General features: G+C 66.0%; 15 protein-coding genes. 8 read left to right on the top strand and 7 right to left on the bottom strand.

Translation table 11 applies throughout. The features are described 5' to 3' along the window. Nucleotides 1–164: 164 nt before the first annotated feature. On the top strand, nucleotides 165–2,150 hold the full coding sequence (locus tag FMA36_RS02020) for a tetratricopeptide repeat protein (RefSeq protein WP_159260417.1): 1,986 nt from the start codon (nucleotides 165–167) through the stop codon (nucleotides 2,148–2,150). Here FMA36_RS02020 and FMA36_RS02015 read toward each other — a convergent pair. The 6 genes from FMA36_RS02015 to tsaD form a co-directional block, all read right to left on the bottom strand. Then, nucleotides 2,121–5,015: a [protein-PII] uridylyltransferase gene (locus FMA36_RS02015; RefSeq protein ID WP_159260415.1), complete on the bottom strand. Its 2,895-nt coding sequence runs from the start codon at nucleotides 5,013–5,015 to the stop codon at nucleotides 2,121–2,123. The genes FMA36_RS02020 and FMA36_RS02015 overlap by 30 nt on opposite strands. Nucleotides 5,016–5,100: 85 nt before the next feature. Continuing rightward, nucleotides 5,101–7,710, bottom strand: a complete 2,610-nt coding sequence (gene mutS / locus FMA36_RS02010) for a DNA mismatch repair protein MutS (RefSeq protein WP_159260413.1) — start codon at nucleotides 7,708–7,710, stop codon at nucleotides 5,101–5,103. Nucleotides 7,711–7,846: 136 nt separating this feature from the next. Continuing rightward, nucleotides 7,847–9,409, bottom strand: coding sequence for a murein biosynthesis integral membrane protein MurJ (gene murJ, locus FMA36_RS02005; RefSeq protein ID WP_159260410.1), 1,563 nt, complete (start codon nucleotides 9,407–9,409; stop codon nucleotides 7,847–7,849). Between the two features lie 25 nt (nucleotides 9,410–9,434). Beyond that, nucleotides 9,435–9,920, bottom strand: coding sequence for a glutathione peroxidase (locus tag FMA36_RS02000; RefSeq protein ID WP_159260408.1), 486 nt, complete (start codon nucleotides 9,918–9,920; stop codon nucleotides 9,435–9,437). 104 nt (nucleotides 9,921–10,024) lie between these two features. Further along, nucleotides 10,025–10,996 (bottom strand): NAD(P)H-dependent glycerol-3-phosphate dehydrogenase, encoded by a 972-nt coding sequence (locus tag FMA36_RS01995; RefSeq protein ID WP_159260406.1) that lies wholly within the window; start codon nucleotides 10,994–10,996, stop codon nucleotides 10,025–10,027. Between the two features lie 192 nt (nucleotides 10,997–11,188). Then, entirely contained in the window at nucleotides 11,189–12,304 is a 1,116-nt protein-coding gene (gene tsaD, locus FMA36_RS01990; RefSeq protein ID WP_159260404.1) for a tRNA (adenosine(37)-N6)-threonylcarbamoyltransferase complex transferase subunit TsaD, read from the bottom strand. Between the two features lie 71 nt (nucleotides 12,305–12,375). Here tsaD and hemC point away from each other — a divergent pair, with 71 nt between their 5' ends. Both hemC and FMA36_RS01980 read left to right on the top strand, forming a co-directional pair. Continuing rightward, the gene (gene hemC / locus FMA36_RS01985; protein WP_130730044.1) at nucleotides 12,376–13,458 is read left to right on the top strand and encodes a hydroxymethylbilane synthase; all 1,083 of its coding nucleotides are present in this window, start codon (nucleotides 12,376–12,378) and stop codon (nucleotides 13,456–13,458) included. Between the two features lie 31 nt (nucleotides 13,459–13,489). Further along, nucleotides 13,490–14,185, top strand: a complete 696-nt coding sequence (locus FMA36_RS01980) for a uroporphyrinogen-III synthase (RefSeq protein WP_240906449.1) — start codon at nucleotides 13,490–13,492, stop codon at nucleotides 14,183–14,185. A gap of 121 nt (nucleotides 14,186–14,306) precedes the next feature. Here FMA36_RS01980 and secB read toward each other — a convergent pair whose 3' ends face one another. Further along, nucleotides 14,307–14,828 carry a protein-export chaperone SecB gene (secB, locus tag FMA36_RS01975; protein ID WP_061272495.1) on the bottom strand — a complete coding sequence of 174 codons (522 nt, stop codon included), beginning with the start codon at nucleotides 14,826–14,828 and terminating at the stop codon, nucleotides 14,307–14,309. Between the two features lie 203 nt (nucleotides 14,829–15,031). Between secB and FMA36_RS01970 the strand changes: the two genes are divergently transcribed. The 5 genes from FMA36_RS01970 to FMA36_RS01950 all read left to right on the top strand — a co-directional run bounded on the left by FMA36_RS01970 (nucleotide 15,032) and on the right by FMA36_RS01950 (nucleotide 20,204). Then, complete coding sequence (locus FMA36_RS01970; RefSeq protein ID WP_159260400.1) at nucleotides 15,032–15,712, top strand: Tim44/TimA family putative adaptor protein; 681 nt, start codon at nucleotides 15,032–15,034, stop codon at nucleotides 15,710–15,712. Nucleotides 15,713–15,764: 52 nt separating this feature from the next. Then, nucleotides 15,765–16,982 (top strand): murein transglycosylase A, encoded by a 1,218-nt coding sequence (gene mltA, locus FMA36_RS01965; protein WP_159260399.1) that lies wholly within the window; start codon nucleotides 15,765–15,767, stop codon nucleotides 16,980–16,982. 36 nt (nucleotides 16,983–17,018) lie between these two features. After that, entirely contained in the window at nucleotides 17,019–17,909 is an 891-nt protein-coding gene (locus FMA36_RS01960) for a DNA-methyltransferase (RefSeq protein WP_159260397.1), read from the top strand. 87 nt (nucleotides 17,910–17,996) lie between these two features. Beyond that, nucleotides 17,997–19,403: a cytochrome c peroxidase gene (locus FMA36_RS01955; RefSeq protein ID WP_276612614.1), complete on the top strand. Its 1,407-nt coding sequence runs from the start codon at nucleotides 17,997–17,999 to the stop codon at nucleotides 19,401–19,403. A gap of 189 nt (nucleotides 19,404–19,592) precedes the next feature. Further along, complete coding sequence (locus tag FMA36_RS01950) at nucleotides 19,593–20,204, top strand: Smr/MutS family protein (RefSeq protein WP_159260395.1); 612 nt, start codon at nucleotides 19,593–19,595, stop codon at nucleotides 20,202–20,204. Nucleotides 20,205–20,210 lie beyond the last annotated feature (6 nt).

Below are 20,210 nucleotides of genomic sequence, written 5' to 3'. Positions count from 1 at the left end.
AATCATAAGAAAGTTTTTGGTGAAGCTTTTTTCAAAAAGCTTCGAATAACGCCATTTTATTTAAAAAAGGCGCAGCCCGGCCTCTGGGCATTGCCTGCAAACCATTCCTTAACCACCCCGCCTGTATGCAGGCCAGTCCGCCATGCATTAAGGGAAAGCGCGCCATGAACGCGATTACGGGACAGGCCGGCCTGCTCGCACGCGGGCAGATGGCGTTGCGGGCGGGCGACATGGCGGGTGCGCGCACCTGTTTTGCCACCATGCTGGGGTTCTGGCCCGATGATCCTGATGCCTTGCATGGGCTTGCCTGCATCGCGCTGGCGCTTGGCCGGGCGGATCGGGCCATAAGCCTTGCCGGGCGCGCGCGGTCTGTCGCCCCGCCGGGTCACCCCCATCTGGGCCCCTGTCATGAGGTGCTGGCCCGCGCGCTGCTGGCCTGTGGGCACCAGGCTGCCGCGCGTGCCGCAATCCGGGTTGCCTGCCTGCACAGCCCTGATGATGGCGCGATCATGCTGGCGTTGGCCGAAATTATGGAGCGCACGGGCGATATCGCGGCGGCGGAGGCCGCCCATGCGCGGGCAGTGGCATTGAGCGGGTTGCCAGCGCGGGTGGCGCAGGCGCGCTTCTGGTGGCGGCGTGGGCGGGGTGAGGCGGCGCTGGCGCAGATGCGCCATGTGGTGGGCCATGCCCCGCATGATGGAGCGGTGGTACATGAATTGGTGGGCATGTTACTGGCCCATGACCACAGGGCCGAGGCCGAAACCATTCTGCGCCAACTTCTGGCCCATGACGGGCACGACGGGCAGGCGCTCGCTACCCTTGGCGCATTGCTGTTTGCCTCACACCACCTGTGTCCGGCGGCCACCATGCTGCGCGCGGCCCTGCGCCATGATCCAGCGCCCGAAACCGCAAACAATCTTGGCCTGACCCTGATGGCGCTGGGAGAGATGGCGGAGGCGCAGGCCATACTGGCTGGAGCCTGCCGCGCACAGCCCGATGATGCCCGCATTGCGCTTAATCACGCCACCGCCCTGTTCGAGGCCGGCCAGCCCGCGCAGGCCGGCACAGTCTATGAAGCCCTGCTTACCCGCAGCCCTGCGCCCGATCCGGCAACGCTTTCGCGCGCGCGGTTCAACCTGGGTGTGGCAAGGCTGGCGCAGGGGTATCTGGCGCAGGGTTGGGCATTGTGGGAATCCCGTCTCGACTTCATGCCGCAGCCTCCCGCCACGCAGCGCCTGCCGCGCTGGCAGGGGCAGGCGCTGCCTTCAGGGTGCAGGCTGCTGGTCACGATGGGGCAGGGGCTGGGCGATGCGGTGCATTTCCTGCGCTATGTGCTGCTGGCAGCAAGGCGCGTGCCGGTGGTGCTGGAGGTGCCGCCCGCCCTGCACCGCCTGGCCGCAACGCTGGGACAGGCGGCGGATGAAAGTACGCCACATCCTATTGAAATTATCACCCCTGACAAAAATGACTATCGGGGCGTAACCTGCCAGTGCGACCTGTTCAGCCTGCCAGCCCTTTTGTGCGTGGATGCGGTGACCCCATTCCGGCCTTATCTGGGGCAGGCGGCGTGGCAGTCGCGGGAGCATGCTGGCCCCTTGCGGGTCGGGCTGTGTTTTGCGGGCAATGCCGCCTATCGGTTTGATGCGCGGCGCTCGATCGCGGCTGAAGCGCTGGCCCCGCTGGGGCAGGTGGAGGGGGTAACGTTCATCGCGCTGCGCCCCGGCGGCAATCCCGGTAAGGACCCGGCTTTCATGCGGCACGAACTGGCGGCGGATGCGGACCTGCTTGAAACATCCCACCTGATCGCCACGCTGGATCTGGTTATCAGCGTCGATACGCTGGCCGCCCATCTGGCAGGTGCCATGGGCTGCCCGGTCTGGCTGCTCAGCCGTTTTGGGGGGGACTGGCGGTGGTCAGCGGCATTTGATGCGGATCAGGCTGACAGCATCTGCCCGCCCGTTTCCGTGCCCGGTGCGGCAGGGGCCGCCCCGGCCAGCCGGTGGTATGGCGGCCTGCGCGTGCTGCGCCAGCCCGCGCTGCAGTCACCCGGCGAGGCATGGCACCCCGTAATCGCGGCCCTTGTGCCAGCCCTGCGGGGCTGGGTCAGGCAGCGCGGGCGGTCAGATGGTAATGGATTCGAGCTCGGATGAGCGGCGCTGGGCTGCGGCTTCCGCCTCCTGCAGGCCTGACAGCAGGGCCGCGCGCAGGCGGTCGAGGCGGCCCTTGTCGGTAATTTTCAGCCCGAACAGGTCCTTTACGTAAAACACGTCCACCGCCCGCACGCCATAGGTGGTGATGTGGGCGGAGGCGATCTGGAGTTTCTGCTCGCTCAGCGCCGCGGTCACGTCATGCAGCAGGCCGGGGCGGTCGCGCCCGTTGATCTCGACCACCGTGCAGGTGTTCGACGCGCGATTGTCGATCACCACGCGCGGGGGCACATGGATCGCGCGCATGCGCCGGCCCGCAATCCTGCGGCCGCACTGCGCAATCTCGCGGTTGATGTTGATCTGCCCGGTCAGCGCCTGCTCTATCAGCAGCGACAGGCGCGCAAGCTGCTGCGGTTCTTCAAAGGCAGCACCGCCTGCATCCTGAATCCATAGCGTGTCGAGCGCCATGCCGTTGGTCATGGTGTGAATGCGCGCATCCACGATCGAGGCGCCAGCAATGGCCACGGCACCAGCAATGCGCGAGAACAGGCCCGGATGGTCGGCGGCGTAGATGGTCACCTCGGTCACGCCACGCGCGGGCAGGGGCTGGGTCTCGACCGTAAGGGGGGAGTGAAGCCGCTCGGATTCGCCAATCAGCAGGGCATGGCGGGCATGGGTGTCGTGATCGAAGGACAGCCAGTAACTGCCATAGCCCAGCCCCATGAAGTGCTGCACGTCGGCTTCGTTCATGCCGTCTTCCATCAGCCATTGGGCGGTGGCGGCCTTGGCGCGCTCCACGCGCACATCGCGCTCGGTGGTGGCGAGGCTGCCTTCGAGCACTTCGGCCACGCGCATGTAAAGCTCGTTGAGCAGCGTCGCCTTCCAGGCGTTCCACACGCGCGGGCCAACCGCGCGCATGTCCACGATGGTGAGCAGCAGCAGCAGCCGCAGCCGCTCGGGGGACTGGATGATGTCGGCGAGGTCAAGGATGGTCTTGGGGTCGTCGATATCGCGCTGGAAGGCGGTGTGGCTGAGCAGCAGGTGGTGCAGCACCAGCCACGACACGGTTTCCGTCTCCTCGCTGTCCATGCCCAGTTCGGGGCAGACATACAGCGCGATCTGCGAGCCGATTTCCGAATGGTCGCCTCCGCGCCCCTTGGCGATGTCATGCAGCATGACCGCCACGTACAGCGCCCGGCGCGAATGCAGGTTGCGCGCCAGGTCGTAGGCGATGGGAATCTCGTCAGCCATCTGGCCGTGCTCGACCCGGCCAAGGATGCGCAGCGCGTCGATGATGTGCTCGTCAACCGTGAACACATGGTAGGTGTCGAACTGCATCTGCCCCACCACGCGCGACCAGTCGGGCAGCAGGCGGCCCATCAGCCCGGTCTCGTTGAGGATGTGCAGCCAGTAGGCATTCCCCTTGCGCCGCCCCTCATCCATCAGGTGGAAGCTGGGGATGGCATCGGGCTTTTCCTCTTCCGCGCGCGGCGCGCGCTGCGGGCGCTCGGGTGGCGTGCCACACATCAGGTCGAGGAAGATGCGTGCGGTCTCGGGGTCGCCGCGCAGGCTGGCGGCCTTGCGCTCCCAGCGGATGAGCTGGTGCATGGCCATGGGGTGGATCGGCAGCTTGCGCTTGTTGGCCCAGTCCAGCAGTCGCATCATCTGGATGGGTTCATTCTCGAACGATGTGCCGCGCTGGGGCAGGATGCGGCCATCAATCACGGTAAAGCCCGCATCGCGCATCTGGCTGTCGGCCTCGGGCGCGTTGGCTATGGGGCCAAGCGCCTGGCGCAGCACGGCGGGTTCAAGCACCAGTGTGAGGCGCATGACCTCGCGCACGGTCAGGAAGTAATGGCGCATGAAGCGCTCCACGCCCACCTGCCGCCCGTGGCGCGTATAGCCCATGCGTCCGCCCACCACGGGCTGCACGTCAAATGTCAGGCGTTCTTCCGCCCGGCCGGACACGTAATGCAGGTGAAAGCGCACCCGCCACAGGAAGTCCCACGCGCGGCGCGCGCGCTTGGCCTCGGGCTCGGTCAGCAGGCCAAGCTCGCTGAAGCCGGGCGCCAGCAGGTCGGACACATGGCGCGTGCCGAAGGTGTAGCGGCACATCCAGTACAGTGTCTGGAGGTCGCGCAGGCCGCCGCGGCCTTCCTTCACGTTGGGTTCGACAAGGTAGGGGCTGTCACCAAAGCGCTGGTGGCGGGCGGCGCGCTCGCGGCGCTTGTCGGTAATGAAGCGGTCGGCCCCGGATTTGACGCAGGCCACAATGTAGCGGGCCTGAAACATGGAAAACAGCGATTCGCTGCCGGTCAGGATACGCGCATCAAGCAGGGTGGTGCGCACCGTGGTGTCGGCTTCCGCCTCGGCAATACACTCGTTGATGGTGCGCGTGGCGTGCCCCACCTTCAGCCCGAGGTCCCACAGGAAATACAGGATGTATTCCACGCAGGTGCGCATGTTCTCGTCCTGCGCATCGGGGGTCAGGAACAGCAGGTCGATATCGCTGAACGGGGCGAGCAGCCCGCGCCCGTAGCCGCCGGTGGCCGCGATGGCGAACGGGGCCTCATGCTGCGAATCGATACCGGTCTGCGCCATGGCATAGGCGCCGAGCACCCGGATCATGCCATCGGTATAGGCCGCAAGCAGCTTGCCCGCTTCAGCCCCCCCAAGGCGGTGATGCTCGAATTCCTCGCGTACATGCGCCTGGTAGCGCGACAGGTGGCGGCGGAACAGCCTGATCGCCTCCTCACGCGGGGGCAGGGCGCGCGTGCCGTCCGGCTCCCCTGTGGGAAACAGGGCGGCATGGAGGGCGTCGGTCATCGCCTCGACGGAGGAGGCGGGAAGGGGGGCAGCGTTCGACATCGTGGGCGGATGGCGTCCTGTAAGTGGCGAAAATGATCCAGTCCGGGAGTGTGCCGCCCTTGGTGGGGTCAGGTCCAGAGCCGTATCAGGGTTTCAGCAGTTTTTTGAGTTTATAGAGCATTTCCAGCGCCGTGCGTGGGCTGAGTGCATCGGGGTCGAGTGTCTCGAGCATATCAAGGGCGGCGGGTGGCAGGGCGGCCTGTGCGGGCTCGGCTTCCACCACTTCAGCCTGCTGCTCGAACAGGGGCAGCGGCGGGGCCTGCCGGCCACGCTCTTTCTCCAGCATGCCCAGAAGCCGGCCCGCGCGGCGCACCACGGGCTCGGGCACACCCGCCAGCCTGGCTACGTGCACGCCCCAGCTGCGCCGTGCCGAGCCGGGCACGACTTCATGCTGGAAGATGACCTGCCCCTTCCATTCCCGCACGCTCATGGTGTGGGGGGTGAGGCGGGGCATGGTGTTGGCAAGTTCAGCCAGCTCATGGAAGTGGGTTGCGAATATGGCGCGGCAGCGCAGGGTGGAATGCAGCGTTTCCAGCACGGCCCAGGCAATGGCCAGCCCGTCGAGCGTGGAAGTGCCGCGCCCGATCTCGTCCACCACCACCAGTGAGCGCGGGCCTGCCTGGTTGAGGATGGCCGCCGTCTCGGTCATTTCCACCATGAAGGTCGAGCGCCCGCGTGCCAGGTCATCGGCAGCCCCCACGCGTGAGAACAGCCGGTCCACCACGCCAAGGCGCATGCTGGCCGCCGCCACCGGCAGCCCCGCCTGCGCCAGAATGACGGCAAGTGCTGCCTGCCGCAGGAAGGTGGACTTGCCCGCCATGTTCGGGCCTGTCAGCAGCATGATGCGGTGGTCGGGCTCGAGGTCGCAGTCATTGGGGGTGAAGCGGGTATTGCGCGGCAGGGCCGCCTCGACCACCGGGTGGCGGCCCGCGCGGATGATGAAGGAGGTATCATCGCCCACTGCCGGGCAGCACCATGCGCCGCCGCCCGCCAGCACCGCGCAGGACTGCACGATATCGATCACCGCAAGGGCTGCTGCCATGTCCGGCAGGGCGGCTTCATCAAGGATATGACCCACGACCTGCGTAAACAGGTGGCGCTCGCGCAGGGTAGCGTTCTCGGCGGCCTGTGCGATCTGCTGGTCGAGGCTTGCCAGCCGCTCGGTGGCAAATCGGCTGGAACTGGCCGTGCCCTGCCGCATGATCAGGTCTTCACGCCCGCGCAGGCGGGGGGCTGCTGCGGCAGGTACCTCGATTACGTAGCCAAGCTGGGCGTGGTGGCGGATCTTGAGGTTGGCGATGCCGAATTCCTGCGCATATTCCTTCTGCAGCGCTGCGATGATGCGCCTGCTGCCGTCGCGCAGTTCGCGCTGGGCGTCGAGTTCCTCATCGTAGCCTGTGGCAATCGTGCCGCCTTCATCCATGCGCGCGGGCGGGTTTTCGCTCAGGGCGCGTTCCAGCAGGGCCTGAAGCTCGTGCGCGCGGTCAAGGTGGCCCACGGCCCGGGCCAGGAGTGGTGGCAGTTCCGCCTGCTGGTTCAGCACGCCGCCAATCTCACGTGCGACCGAAAGCGCCAGCCGGATGGCCCCGGCATCACGCGGCTGCCCGCGCCCGAGCGACAGGCGGCCGAGCGCGCGGGCCATGTCGGGGGCGGTGCGCAGGTGGGTGCGCAGGTCGTCGCGCACGCCCGGTTTGTCGAGCAGCCATGTCCACCCGGCCTGCCTGCGGGTAATGCGGGCGGGGTCGGTCAGGGGGGCTGCGAGCCAGTCGGCCAGCATGCGGCTGCCCGCGGCAGTGACGGTGCGAGCCACGGCAGCAAACAGGGTGTGCTCGGTCGTGCCATCACGCGTGCGCAGCAGGTCGAGGCTGGCGCGGGTGGCGGGGTCAAGGCCGAGCACGTCCTGGCTGTCGCTGGGGCGGGGATGCGACAGGCGCGGCAACTGGCCCGCCTGGCTGCGGCGGATGTAGTCCAGCGCTGCGGCCGCGGCCTGGGCCTCCGCATCGCTGAAGGTGCCGAACGCATCGGGGCTGGCCACGCCAAAGGCCTCGGCCATGCGGGTGCGGGCGGCCTCGGCACCTGGCGGTGGCACGATGGGGGTGCGGCGGGGGGCGAAATCACCCAGATCCACATTGTCCGCGCACAGGATCTCGGCAGGATCGAGGCGGCCAAGCAGGTCATGCAGGTCGCGCGCGGGCACGCTTGCGGTCTCGAACAGGCCGGTGGAAATATCGATCCACGCAAGGCCAGGGTCGCCCGCGTCGCGCCCGGTGGGGCAGATGATGCAGGCCAGCAGGTTCTGCCGCCCTGCCTCAAGCAGTTCATCTTCCGTCAGCGTGCCGGGCGTGATCAGGCGTACGACCTCGCGGCGCAGCGGCCCTTTTGATGCCGGTCGCCCCTTGCGCGGCTGCTCGGTCTGCTCGGCCACCGAGACACGGAAGCCCCGGCGGATCAGCCGCGCCAGATAGGCCTGCGCCGCGTGCACCGGCACCCCGCACATGGCGATGGGCTGGCCGCCATGGGTGCCGCGCGCGGTGAGCGAGATATCAAGGGCCGAGGCCGCCGCTTCGGCATCATTGAAGAAGAGTTCGTAAAAATCTCCCATCCGGAAGAACAGCAGGGCGTCGGGATGTTCGGCTTTGAGCGCAAACCACTGCGCCATGGCGGGTGTGGCGCCTTCGGGAGATGGAAATGTCATGTCTGGTGTCTAGCCGGGGGGTAGGGGATTCGCCAGCATGGATTTGAAAGGCTGGTCCGCGCGTAACCAGAAGAAAGCCGCTTTTTTGAAAAAAGGCGGCACCCACAAACTTGTATCCGTTGTTTTTGGCAGGCTTCTAGGCTTGCCGCTTACGCCCCAGCCGCCGTTTGACCGCGCCAAGGGCCTGCCGGAGGTCGGTTACCCCCAGCACATGCAGGGCCACCAGATAAAGCCCCACGCCCAGCCCGATCAGCACGCCCACATCGATAATCCGCATGACCGGGCCTGCCCTCATAGCGTGGCCCAGCGGCGTGTAGCCCAGCAGGGCAACACTGCCCGCCATCAGCCCCGCACAGCCCAGCATGCCTGCAAGCTGGCGCAGCAGGCCGGGGTCGGGCACAAGTGCGCCGCGCCGCAGCAGGATGAAGGCCAGCACGCCTGCATTGACCATGGCGGCCAGACTGCTGGCCAGCGGCGGGCCGATATGGGCCAGCCAGTGCATGAAGCTGATGTTGAGAATGAAGTTGAGCGCCAGCGTGCCCATGCCCACCAGCACCGGTGTGCGCGTATCACCGCGCGCGAAGAAGCCGGGCGAGAGCACCTTGACCAGCACGAAGGCGGGCAGCCCCAGCGCATAGGCCCGCAGTGACTGCGCGGCCAGCACCGCGTCATGCGCCGTGAAATGCCCGTGGCCGAACAGCGCCATCATCACCGGAGCCGCCAGCACCAGCAGGCCGGCGGCGGCAGGCAGGGTCAGGATCAGGGCATAGGAAATGGCGCGGTTCTGCACGCCATGGGCGCCGGCCACGTCATTGGCAGCGAGGTGGCGGGTGAGCACGGGCAGCAGCGTGGTGCCCGCCGCAGCGCCGAGCACGCCCAAAGGCAACTGGTTCACCCGGTCGGCAAAATACATGAGCGACACGCTGCCTGCGGGCAGCAGTGTGGCGATGATGGTATCGACCAGAAAGTTGATCTGGGTAATGCCACTGCCCACCAGCCCCACGCCCATGCGGGCGAGCAGCGTGCGGATGCGTGGCGTCAGGCACGGCATGACCAGCCGCAGCCGCATGCCCGCGCGGGCAGCCGCATAGAGCAGGATGCCAAACTGCACCACGCCCGAGGCACTCACCCCCCAGGCTGCGGCATGGGCCACATCGCCCGTAAAGGGGGGCAGGAGCAATATGGCGGCAATGCCCACCACGTTGAAGCTGACATAGGCGGCAGCCGCCACGCCAAATCTGTGCATGCCATTGAGCACGCCCGAGACGAGTGCCGCCCCGCAGATCATGAGCAGGTAGGGAAATGTGATGCGGCTGAGCGAGATGGCCAGCGAATCGCGCACATCCCCATGCGCGAAGCCGGGCGCGATCACGCGCAGCACGCCGGGCATGAAGATCTCGCCCAGCACGGTCAACAGCAGCAGCCACGACAGCAGCACGCTCATGGTCTCGCTGGCGAACTGCCGCGCGGTGTCCTTGCCCTCGCGCTCGAGCAGGGAGGCAAACAGCGGCACGAAGGCGGCGTTCAGCGCGCCCTCGCCAAACAGGCGGCGGAACATGTTGGGCAGGCGGAACGCGATCTGATACGCATCCTGCGCTGCCCCCGTGCCCAATAGGGCAGCCAGAAGCTGGTCGCGTACCAGCCCGAGGATGCGGCTGATCATGGTCCAGCCGCTTACGGTCAGGAAGCCCTTCAGCATGCTTTGGGGCGTGCCATGATATCCATCAGTGATCCATCACGGCGCGTTCGACCGCCATGCGCACGCGGCGCGATTCGGGCGAGGTGACGCAGGTGAACCAGTTGGTCAGGCTGCCGTCGCGCCCGATCAGGTATTTGTAGAAATTCCAGCGCGGCAGCGACAGGAATCCCCCCTCACGCGCCAGCCAGCGGAACAGGGGGATCGCCTGCTGCCCCTTCACGTGGCTTTTGACCGTGAGCGGAAAGGTCACATTGTAGTTGCGCTGGCAGAATGTGCCGATCTCGGCAGGCGAGGCGAGTTCCTGGTTGCCGAAATCACCCGATGGCACGCCAATCACCATCAGGTCATGGCTGCGCCATGTGGTCCACAGGCTCTGCAGGCCTTCATATTGCGGTGTGAACCCGCATTTCGAGGCCGTATTGGCAATCAGGATCGGCTTGCCCCGCATCGTGCCGAGATCGATCTCGGAACCATCCAGGGTGGGGAGTTTAAAGTCGTAGATCGTGGTCATGGAATGCTCGGTCTCGTATGCGCGCCGGAATGATCCGATTGCAGGCTAGCACGCCGGGGGTCAAGCTGCCTGTTTGCAAATGTGCAATGTAGCCTGCGCTCCGGTCAGGCGAATTCATGCCCTACGGGCCGGGCCAGCAACTGGCGTGCGGCCTGCGTCATGTCGATCTCGCCCGCCAGCAGGCTGGCCACCGTGGCGATGACGGGCGTGCTGACCCCGTGCGCCTGCGCCAGAAGGTGCAGCGCGGGCGCCGTGGCCATGCCTTCGGCCACGCCCTCAAGCCCAGCTGCCGCTGCCTGCGCGGGCGTGCCCTGGCCCACGGCCAGCCCCAGCCGGTAATTGCGCGAGACCGCCCCCGTGCAGGTCAGCAGCAGGTCGCCAATCCCCGCAAGGCCGGACAGCGTTTCCACCTTTCCGCCCAGCGCGTGCGACAGGCGGGCGAGTTCGGCAATGGCGCGGGTGATCAGGCCCGCGCGCGCGTTCTCGCCCAGTTTCGCACCCATGGTGGCCCCTGCGGCAATGGCCACCACGTTCTTGGCAGCGCCCCCAAGTTGCACGCCGGTCGGGTCATCGCTGGCATACAGGCGGAAGGCGGGCGTAGTCAGCAGGTCGGCCAGCCTGCGGGCCTGCGCGCGCTCGCTGCTGGCCAGCACGGCAGCGGCGGGCAGGTTTGCTGCCACTTCATGCGCAAAATTGGGGCCGGACAGCACGCCGAGCACGCTATGGGGAAAGACTTCTCCCAGCACCTGCAACGGCATGAGGCCGGTGGCCTGCTCGATGCCCTTGCAGCATGCGATCATCGGCGCGCAGGGGGGCAGCGTGCTGGCGACCGTGCGCAGGTGCTGCATGGGGCAGGCCAGCAGCATCAGATCAGCCTGATGGGGCAGGGTGTCGGTTACGGTAATGGTTTCAGGCAGGGCAAAGCCGGGCAGGCGCGGCATGACCCTTCCTGCCGAGAGGGCGGCAGGATTACGCGCCCAGAGCGTGACCTGCGCGCCCGCGCGGGCGGCCTGCAGGGCCAGTGCCGTGCCCCAGGCGCCTGCGCCGATTACGGCGATGCGTTTGGTGTGGGTCATGATGTGCGTTCTCCGCAGGTGTGTGCCGTGAACCGGCCTTCTGTCATGGGCCTAACCGCAATGCGCCCCGTGGGGTTGCGGGGCAAGGGGAAGGGCGGGTCTGTGTCTGATAAAAGTTTCTGGGTGCCGCTTTTTTTCAAAAAGGCGGTGTTCTCTGAAGCTTTTTGAAAAAAGCTTTACCAAAAACTTCTTTCAGGTTGCTATCTCGGCCGGGTCTGCGGTCATGCGCTGCGCCATCTCCGCCAGTGGCCAGCGCGGGCGTGGCCGCAGGGCGATGTCGTTGGGTATGGGCAGGCCCGCCTCACGGCGCGCGCGCATGGTCTCGATCGCAGCCCACGCCACCATTACCGCATTGTCGGTGCACAGCCGCAGCGGCGGGGCGGCAAAGGGCAGGTCGTGTCGGGCGGCAAATTGCTGCAGGCTGGCCCGCAGCACGCCATTGGCCGCGACACCGCCCGCCACCACCAGCGTGGTGGGGCGTTCCATCATGTCCAGCGCATGGCCAAGGCGGTCGATCACGATGTCACTCACCGCCTGCTGAAAGCTCGCGGCAATATCGGCGGCTTCCTGCCGGGGCAGGGCGGTGCGCACTGCCGCAGGCAGCTTCTGCGCCACGGCGGTTTTCAGGCCGGAGAAGGAGAAGTCGCAGCCCGGCCGGCCCATCAGCGGGCGGGGCAGGGACACCGCGCGCGGGTCGCCCTCACGCGCCAGCGCTTCCACCGCCGGGCCACCCGGCCAGCCAAGGCCGAGCATCTTGGCAACCTTGTCGAACGCCTCGCCCGCCGCATCATCAATCGTGCCGCCCAGCCTGCGGTAATGACCCACGCCTTCCACCGCAATGCACTGGCAGTGCCCGCCTGACACGAGCAGAAGCAGGTAGGGAAACGGTGCGCCATTTTCAGCAACACCCGGCAGGCGGGCAGTGAGCGCATGGGCCTCGATGTGGTTGACGGCAATGAAGGGCCTGTCGAGCGCAATGGCCATGCCCTTGCCCATGTCAGCCCCTACGATCAGGCCGCCAATCAGGCCTGGCCCGCAGCTTGCGGCAATGGCGCCGAGTTCGTGGGGCTGCATGTTTGCTTTCGCCAGCGTGTCGCGCACCAGCGCGGGCAGGGCGGAAAGGTGGGCGCGGGCCGCAATTTCGGGCACGACCCCGCCAAATGGCACATGGCCGGATTGCGTTAATGTCGTTTCTGCCACGATCCGACCGTCTGTCGCGACGATGGCGCAGGCGGTGTCATCGCACGAAGATTCAATGGCCATAACGGGAGTTGGCAGATCGGGTGGGGTCTGGTCGCTTGCGTGCATGGCGTAATTTACAATCCGGATGTGTCGAATGTCATCTTTCCTTTATCGCGATGCGGTAATAGACACGCGATATGGAGTCCGCAAAGCCATCCGCCCCGTTTCCATCGTCCGCGCTACAGAAAGTCGCGGCCGAGGCTGCTGCACGCCAGCGAAAGGAAGCCACCCATACCGAACCCCACCGGCGGCAGCTACCGCTGAAGGTCGGCACGCGGGCCTCCCCGCTGGCGCTGGTGCAGACGCGCGCCTTCCTTACGGTGCTGACCCGCTTCTGCCCCGTGCTGCGCGACATGGGTGCGTTCCAGGAGCACCAGATCAGCACCACGGGCGACCAGGTGCTCAACCGCAAGCTGGCTGAAATTGGCGGCAAGGGCCTGTTCGCCAAGGAAATCCATGAAGCGCTGCTTGATGGACGGATCGATTTTGCCGTTCACAGCCTCAAGGATCTCGAAACCACGCTGCCGCCGGGGCTGGTGCTGGCCTGCACGCTCAAGCGCGAAGATGCGCGTGATGTGCTGATCCTTGGCCCCGGCTGTGGCGAGCCCGACCCGGCGGACCCGTATGCCGTGCTGCCGCAGGGTGCGCTGGTGGGCTGTGCCTCGGTGCGGCGGCAGGCCCAGATGCTGCATGTGCGCCCCGACCTGAAATTCGGCCTGCTGCGCGGCAATGTGCAGACACGGCTCGACAAGCTGGCCGCGCGGCAGTGCGATGCGACCCTGCTGGCCTATGCCGGCCTGCGCCGCCTTGGCATGGAAGACCGCGCCGACGTGATCCTTGACCCCACCATCATGGTGCCTGCGGCGGGGCAGGGCATTGTGGGTGTGACCGTGCGCGAAAGCGATGTGGAACTGCGCGAACTGCTTTCCGCCATCGAGGATTACGAGGCCCGCGCCGTGGCGACCGCCGAGCGTGCGCTGCTCGCCGAGCTTGATGGCTCATGCCGTACCCCCATTGGCGGTTACGCGCGGCTGATCCCGGTTGTGGCCGGTGGCGCGCCGGAACTGCACCTGACCGGGCTTGTCGCGCGTGAGGACGGCTCCTTCCTGCTCAAGCGTTCGATCAGCGGCGCGCCGTCCGATGCAGCCCGTCTGGGCCGTGACCTTGGCCGCAGCCTGCGGGCCGACAGCCCGGCCGACATCTTTGCCGAGAGCGCCTAGTCAGCCACACGCCTCCGTTGCGCGTGACGGGGTGATCATTACCCGCCCCCCGCCGGGCCTCGCCCCCACCATGGCGGCGGTGGCACGGCTGGGGTGGCGGCCCATTGCGGCTTCCATGCTGCATGTTGAACAGCTTTCCCTTGCGCCGGACACGTCCCGCCCTGACGCCATCGTGCTGACCAGCGGGCAGGCCATTGCCGCCATCAATCGCCCTGAATGGCACGATGTACCCTGCTACGTGGTAGGGCATGCCACGGGCGGGCGTGCGCGTGCGGCCGGGTTTGCGCATGTTGTCACGGCGGCCGGCACGGCGGATGATCTGGGCGCATTGCTGCGTGCGGCCCTGCCCGGGCGTGGCCTGCTGCTGCTGGCCGTGGGGCGTGGCTATGGGCTCGATATGGCGCAGGCGCTGCGGGCGGAGGGGTTTTGCGTCATCAGGCGCTGTGTCTATGCAGTCAGCCCCGAACGGCATCTGCCCGCGCAGGCAGCGCAGGCGCTTGCGACAGGGCAGGTGGCGGCGATCCTGTTCTATTCCACCCGCACGGCACAGTCCTTTCTTGCCGCCCTGAACGCGGCGCAGGCCGCGATGCTGGGGCAGGTGGTGGCGGTAGCCATGTCAACGGGCGTGGCGAATGCCCTGGCTACCGGGCCTGCATGGCGGGATATATGCGTGGCGGCCCGACCTGATCAGGCTGCCATGCTCGCCTGCCTGGGCGAAGCCCGCTGAACTGCAAACCCTGAAAAGCTTCATAAAATGCAGCCCGTGCAAAGGTATTGCACGGAGCATGAAAAAAGGCCGGGAGCACATGCCCCCGGCCTTTTGTCTGTAACCGTAACCGCCAGAAGGATCAGGCGTGGCCCGGCGTCTGGTCAAACGAGTTACGCTTGGCCTGCCACAGCGCCACGAAGTCGATCGGCTGCAGCACCACGGGCGGGAAGCCGCCATCGCGCGTGACTTCGCTGAGGATATTGCGCACATAGGGGAAGATCAGGCGCGGCACTTCAACGAGCAGGATCGGCTCGACCAGTTCGGCGGGCGGGTTGGTCAGGGTCACGATGCAGGCATAGGCCAGCTCTGCAATGAACACCGGACGACCCTGCGGGCCACCTTCCTGCTGCGGCGGCTCGCTGGCCTCGGTCTTTACGGCCAGGATCACCTCAAACACCATCTGGTCGGGTTCCAGCCGGTTGGCCTGCACATCAATGTTGACCGAAATCTGCGGGTTGGTGCGCAGCGTTGCGAAGATTTCCGCCCCGGCGGGCACTTCGAACGACAGGTCCTTGATGTATTGCAGGTTGATCGCCAGAGGCTGCGCCGGGGGGGCGGTCTGGTCGTTTTCAGGGGTGGGCGGCTTGGTCGTGTCGGACATGCTTGTCTGTATTCCCCACAAGATATACGCGAAAAGAAATGGTACCGTATTCTCTGGCCGTAGCATGGGTATGCAGGTGATGCCATACCAGCTGCCGGAATTTTAACGCTGCTGGCGCATTGTGCTGGCTCCGGGCGTTGCCTATGTTGTGGCGCAGGGTAATCTTTGGCAGGCTGGCCCGCCTGCGGTAATGGACGCGCGGCATGAATTTTTCTTTTGGTCATTTTCCGCTGGATCTTATTGTTCTGGGGCTGGTGGCTGTCTTTCTCGTGCTGCGGCTGCGCAGTATCCTCGGCCGCCGTGTCGGCGCCGAGCCGGCCCCGCGCCCCGTGGCGCCGCCGCCCATGGCCCCCACGGTAGTGGAAACGGCGCCCGAGCCGCCCCCGCCCACAGTAACCTATGACATCCCCGCGCCCGATACGCGCGTAGGTGGCGTGCTGGCCCGTATTGCGGCACTCCAGCCCGATTTTACGCCAGACGGGTTTGCCAAAGGCACGGAGGCAGCCTTCCGCCAGATCGTGACCGCCTATGCGGCGGGTGACCTGAACACCCTGCGCACGCTGCTGACCGCTGCCACCTTCACGGCGTTCGAGGCCGCGATTCAGTCGCGCCAGCAGGCGGGCGAGACCCTGCGCAGCGAAATCCGCGATATTACCGATATCGCCATCATCGGCGCGGATATCGACGAGACGACAGGCCCCAATCCTGTCGCCCATATTGAAGTGCGCATCGTGTCCGACCAGATCAGTGTCACGATGGATGGTAACGGCCAGCCTGTGGCGGGGGTGGATGCCGTGACCGAATTCTCCGACCTGTGGGTGTTCGAGCGCGTGCTTGGCATGAATGGTGAAGGCTGGCGGCTTGGGGCAAGCCGCAGCGCGTAGGCAAAACGAACGGCCTTACTTTCACCAATAAAGTCATGATAAATACATCTTTATGAAAGTGTTCAAGCGTATTGCGCCGCTGTGCGCCGTTGTTGCCCTGTGCGGGTGCCATATGGAGTCCCCCACGCTGGGGGCAAAGACACCATCTTCCCATGCCCGCGCGCTCTCCTTCAGCAAACTGCCCGGCTGGCAGGATGATGCGCAGGAAGAGGCACTCCCCGTTTTTCTGGCTGAATGCCACAAGATCGAGAGCCTGCCGCCTGAAAGTGGGCTGGGGGGCGACACTTCGGCGCATGCGGGCCACCAGGTGGGCGACTGGCAGGCCGCCTGCACGGCCGCCCGCGCGGTACCGAGCGGCGACCGGGCTGCTGCGCGGGCGTTTTTCGAGCAATGGTTCGTGCCGACCCGCATGGCCGCAGGCAAGCGCGCGGGCGGCATGCTGTTCACTGGCTATTACGAGCCCGAAATTCGCGGTTCGCTGCGTCGTGGCGGCATTTACCAGACCCCCGTCTATCGCAGGCCGTCCGATCTGGTGCGCCAGCGTGACGTGCAGGGCAATGTCGTGACCGGGCGCGAGCATGACGGGCAGATCGTGCCCTACTGGACCCGGGCGCAGATTGACGAGGGCGCGCTTGCGCACCGCAAGCTCGAACTGCTGTGGCTGGCCGACCCGGTTGACCTGTTCTTTTTGCAGATTCAGGGTTCAGGGCGCGTGCGCCTGCCCAATGACGAGGTGGTCCGCCTTGGCTTCGATGGCCTCAATGGCCAGCCTTACGTGCCGCTGGGCCGGGCCATGGTGGCGCAGGGCCTGATTGGCAGCGATGATGTCAACATGGCCTCCATCAAGGGCTGGCTGGAAGCGAATCCGGGCAAGGCGCGGGCGGTGATGGAGCAGAACCCCAATTACGTCTTCTTCCGCGAACTGCCGTCCGACAGCCCGCTGGCCGGTGCGCCGGGCGCGCTGGGCGTGCCGCTGACACCGGGGCGCTCCATGGCGGTCGACCGCTCTTACATTCCGTTGGGAAGCCCGGTATGGGTGCAGACGCAGGTTCCGGTTGCAGGCCATCTTGCGACGTGGAACCGGCTCGATTTCGCGCAGGATCTGGGTACCGACATAAAGGGACCGGACCGGGCCGACCTGTATATGGGCTGGGGGCCGGAGGCGGCGCAGGCAGCGGGAAACCTGCATTCACCCGGCCAGATGATCCTGCTGGTGCCCCGCAGCGAACCGGGGCGAGAGAAGAAGCACAGGCATAAACACAAACACTAGATCCGCTCCGGGCGGAGTTAAGAGCGTAGCAGCATTATGACAGGGCGACCCCGCGCGGGGCAGGTTTCCGCATCCACACCCCGCCTGCCGCGGACTGTCCGTTACACCGAGGGGCCGCACCTGCTCGTGCGCGGCGACTGCCTGCGCGCGCTGCGCCGCATGGAAGCCGATAGCGTGGATGTGGTCGTGACCTCGCCGCCCTATAATATCGGCCTCAAATACCGTACCTATCGCGACCGGCTGGAAGAGGACGGCTATCTGGACTGGATGGTCGAGATCGCGCGCGAGGTGCGGCGCGTGATGCGGCCCGATGGATCGTTCTTCCTCAACGTGGCGGGGTCATCGGCCCAGCCCTGGCTGCCGTTCGAGCTCATGGTGCGGCTGCGTGAGCTGTTCGTGCTGCAGAACCATATTGCATGGGTCAAGTCGATCTCGGTGGGGACCGACACGCATGGCCACTTCAAGCCGGTCAACAGCCACCGTTACCTCAACCGCAACCACGAGCACCTGTTCCACCTGACGCGCGCGGGCGATGTCGGGCTGAACCGGCTCGATATTGGCGTGCCCTACATGGACAAGTCCAACATCGTGCGCCGTGGCCACCGGCAGGACCGGCGCTGCCGGGGCGATACGTGGTTCATCCCGTATGAGACGGTGCAGGGCAAGGCGCAGAAATTCCATCATCCCGGCACGTTCCCGGTGCTGCTGCCACAGATGTGCATCCGCCTGCATGGCAAGAGTGCGCCGGTGGTGCTCGACCCCTTCATGGGCACGGGCACCACGCTCGTTGCTGCCGTGCGCGAAGGGGGCAGGGGCATCGGAATTGATCTGGATACCATCTATGTCAATGTTGCCCGGCAGCGCGTGCGGCAGGCTATGGCCGCGGCTGAGGCGGACGCGGATGGGCAGGATGATCGAAATCCTTGATCGTTTTTATTGAAACGATTGGTTTGACAAATAATCCTCCAATCGACCAGAACGTCCGCAGGCCAAGCGAAAGGGTTTTGCATGTCGATGAGGAAGATGGTTGCTGCAGCGGTGGTGGCAGGTGGCGTGGTGTATGGTGGCACGGTCGCCTATCTCACCCATTTTGACCACGCAACCGCGCCCGCCCCTGCGGGTGCAGGGGTGGATGCCGTGTCACGCGCGGCACTCGATGTAGTGCGTGAGGCGCGGTGTGACTACTGCCACGCAGCCAAGGTTGAACTGCCGTTCTACTTCCACCTTCCCGTAGCGCAGCCGCTCATGAGCCGTGACCGTGATGCGGGGCTGCGCCACTTCCGCGTGGAGCCTGTCATCGACGCGCTGCAGAACGGCAGCGTGCCCGATGAGGAAAAGCTGGCCCGCATCGAGGAAGTCATCAACCAGAACCGCATGCCTCCCACGCTGTACCTGCTCATGCACTGGCATGCCCACCTTTCCGCCAGCCAGCGCGAGAGCATGCTGACCTGGATCGCGCAGGTGCGCCGCCAGCATTACGCCACCCCCGGCGTGGCCGACCGCTTTGCAGCCGATCCCGTGCAGCCCATCCCCGAATCCGTAACGGTAGATGCCAGCAAGGTGGCGCTCGGCCAGCGCCTGTTCTTTGACCGCAGGCTGTCGGGTGATGAAAAATCGAACTGCGCCAGTTGCCACAGCCTGCAGCATGGCGGCGTGGATGGTCTGGTCACGGCCACCGGCATTGGCGGCCAGAAGGGGCCGATCAACGTGCCGACGGTGTTCAACGCGGGCTTCAGCAAATGGCAGTTCTGGAACGCGCGCGCCGATACGCTGGCGCAGCAGGCGGCAGGCCCGGTCATGAATCCGGTCGAGATGGGATCGCATGACTGGAGCGCCGTGACAGACCGCCTGCGCGCCGACCCCACCTACGCGCCGGCGTTCGAGGCTGCCTTTGGCAGCGACACGATCGATGAGACCACCATCACCAACGCCATTGCCGAATATGAAAAGACGCTGATCACCCCGGACAGCCGCTTTGACCAGTATCTGAAAGGCGATGACGCCGCGCTGAACACGCAGGAAAAGCATGGCTACGCGGTATTCAGGCAGGCGGGCTGCGCGGGGTGCCATACCGGCCCGTCCATGGGTGGGCAGGCGCTTGAGCCGATGGGGCTGGAAGGCGATTATTTCGCCGCCCGTGGCGGCAAGCTGACCGATGCCGACAAAGGGCGCTTTGAAGTTACGCACGACCCGGCGGACATGGAGCGCTTCAAGGTGCCCAACCTGCGCAATATTGCGCTGACCGCGCCCTACTTCCATGATGGCAGCGTCAAGACGCTTGATGACGCCGTGCGCAAGATGGCGCGTTACCAGACGCCGGATCATGACATGTCCGATCAGGACGTGGCGGATATCGTGGCCTTCCTCAACACGCTGACCGGGCGCTATCAGGGCGAGACACTGCACAACACGACGCCCTGAGCCGCTTCATAAAAAACGAAAAGAGTTCCTGGATGCCGCCTTTTTTCAAAAAGGCGGCATCTTTTTTGGTGTCATCCCGATGGGCTTTTCAGGTGCCTTGCGTGCGGGCTATTCCTGAAAACATGGACCTTGCGGGCGCGGTATGATTCCATGTGCGCAGGCCACCGGCCCGCAGAAAGGAATCATACCGTGAGGCAGCGCAGACTGAACGAGGAGGAACAGGCCCTGTGGGCGGCCTTCGCGCAGGGTATCGCGCCGCTACGGACCCCGCCACGCCACACGGGCCAGACGCCACCACCCGCTCCGCCGCCTTCCGTGCCACCCGAGGCCGACCGGCCGGGCATGAGCCGGGCGGCCATCATGCAGCGCCTTGCGCAAGGCGGCGTGCACGCGGTGCACCAGACCGCAGGCCACAGCCTGACGGTGCAGAAGGGCAAGGGCGGCGCGTTCGAGATCGGGGTGCGCCGGCCGGGGCTCGATGATACGAGCTGGCGCGGGCTGGTGAGCGGCAAGCTGCGCCCCGAGCGCAGGCTCGACCTGCACGGGCAGGTGGCGCAGACGGCGTTCCACCGCCTGCACGGTTTTCTTGTTCAGGCACATGCCGACAACGTGCGCTGTGTCGAGATCATTACCGGGCTGGGCAGTGGCCATAATGGCGGAATCCTGCGGCGCGAACTGCCGTTCTGGCTGGGGCGCGGCGATCTTGGCCGCCTGATCCTGGCCGTGGTGCACCCGCATGCGGCCAATCAGGGTGCCGTGCGCGTGCTGCTGCGCAGGCCGGGGCGCGGTGTGTACCGCTAGAGCCGC

It is taken from the genome of Komagataeibacter xylinus (assembly GCF_009834365.1).
Lineage (GTDB): Bacteria > Pseudomonadota > Alphaproteobacteria > Acetobacterales > Acetobacteraceae > Komagataeibacter > Komagataeibacter xylinus_D.
The sequence above is the reverse complement of the archived record's forward strand: the minus strand, read 5'-3'. Positions and strand labels throughout refer to the sequence as shown.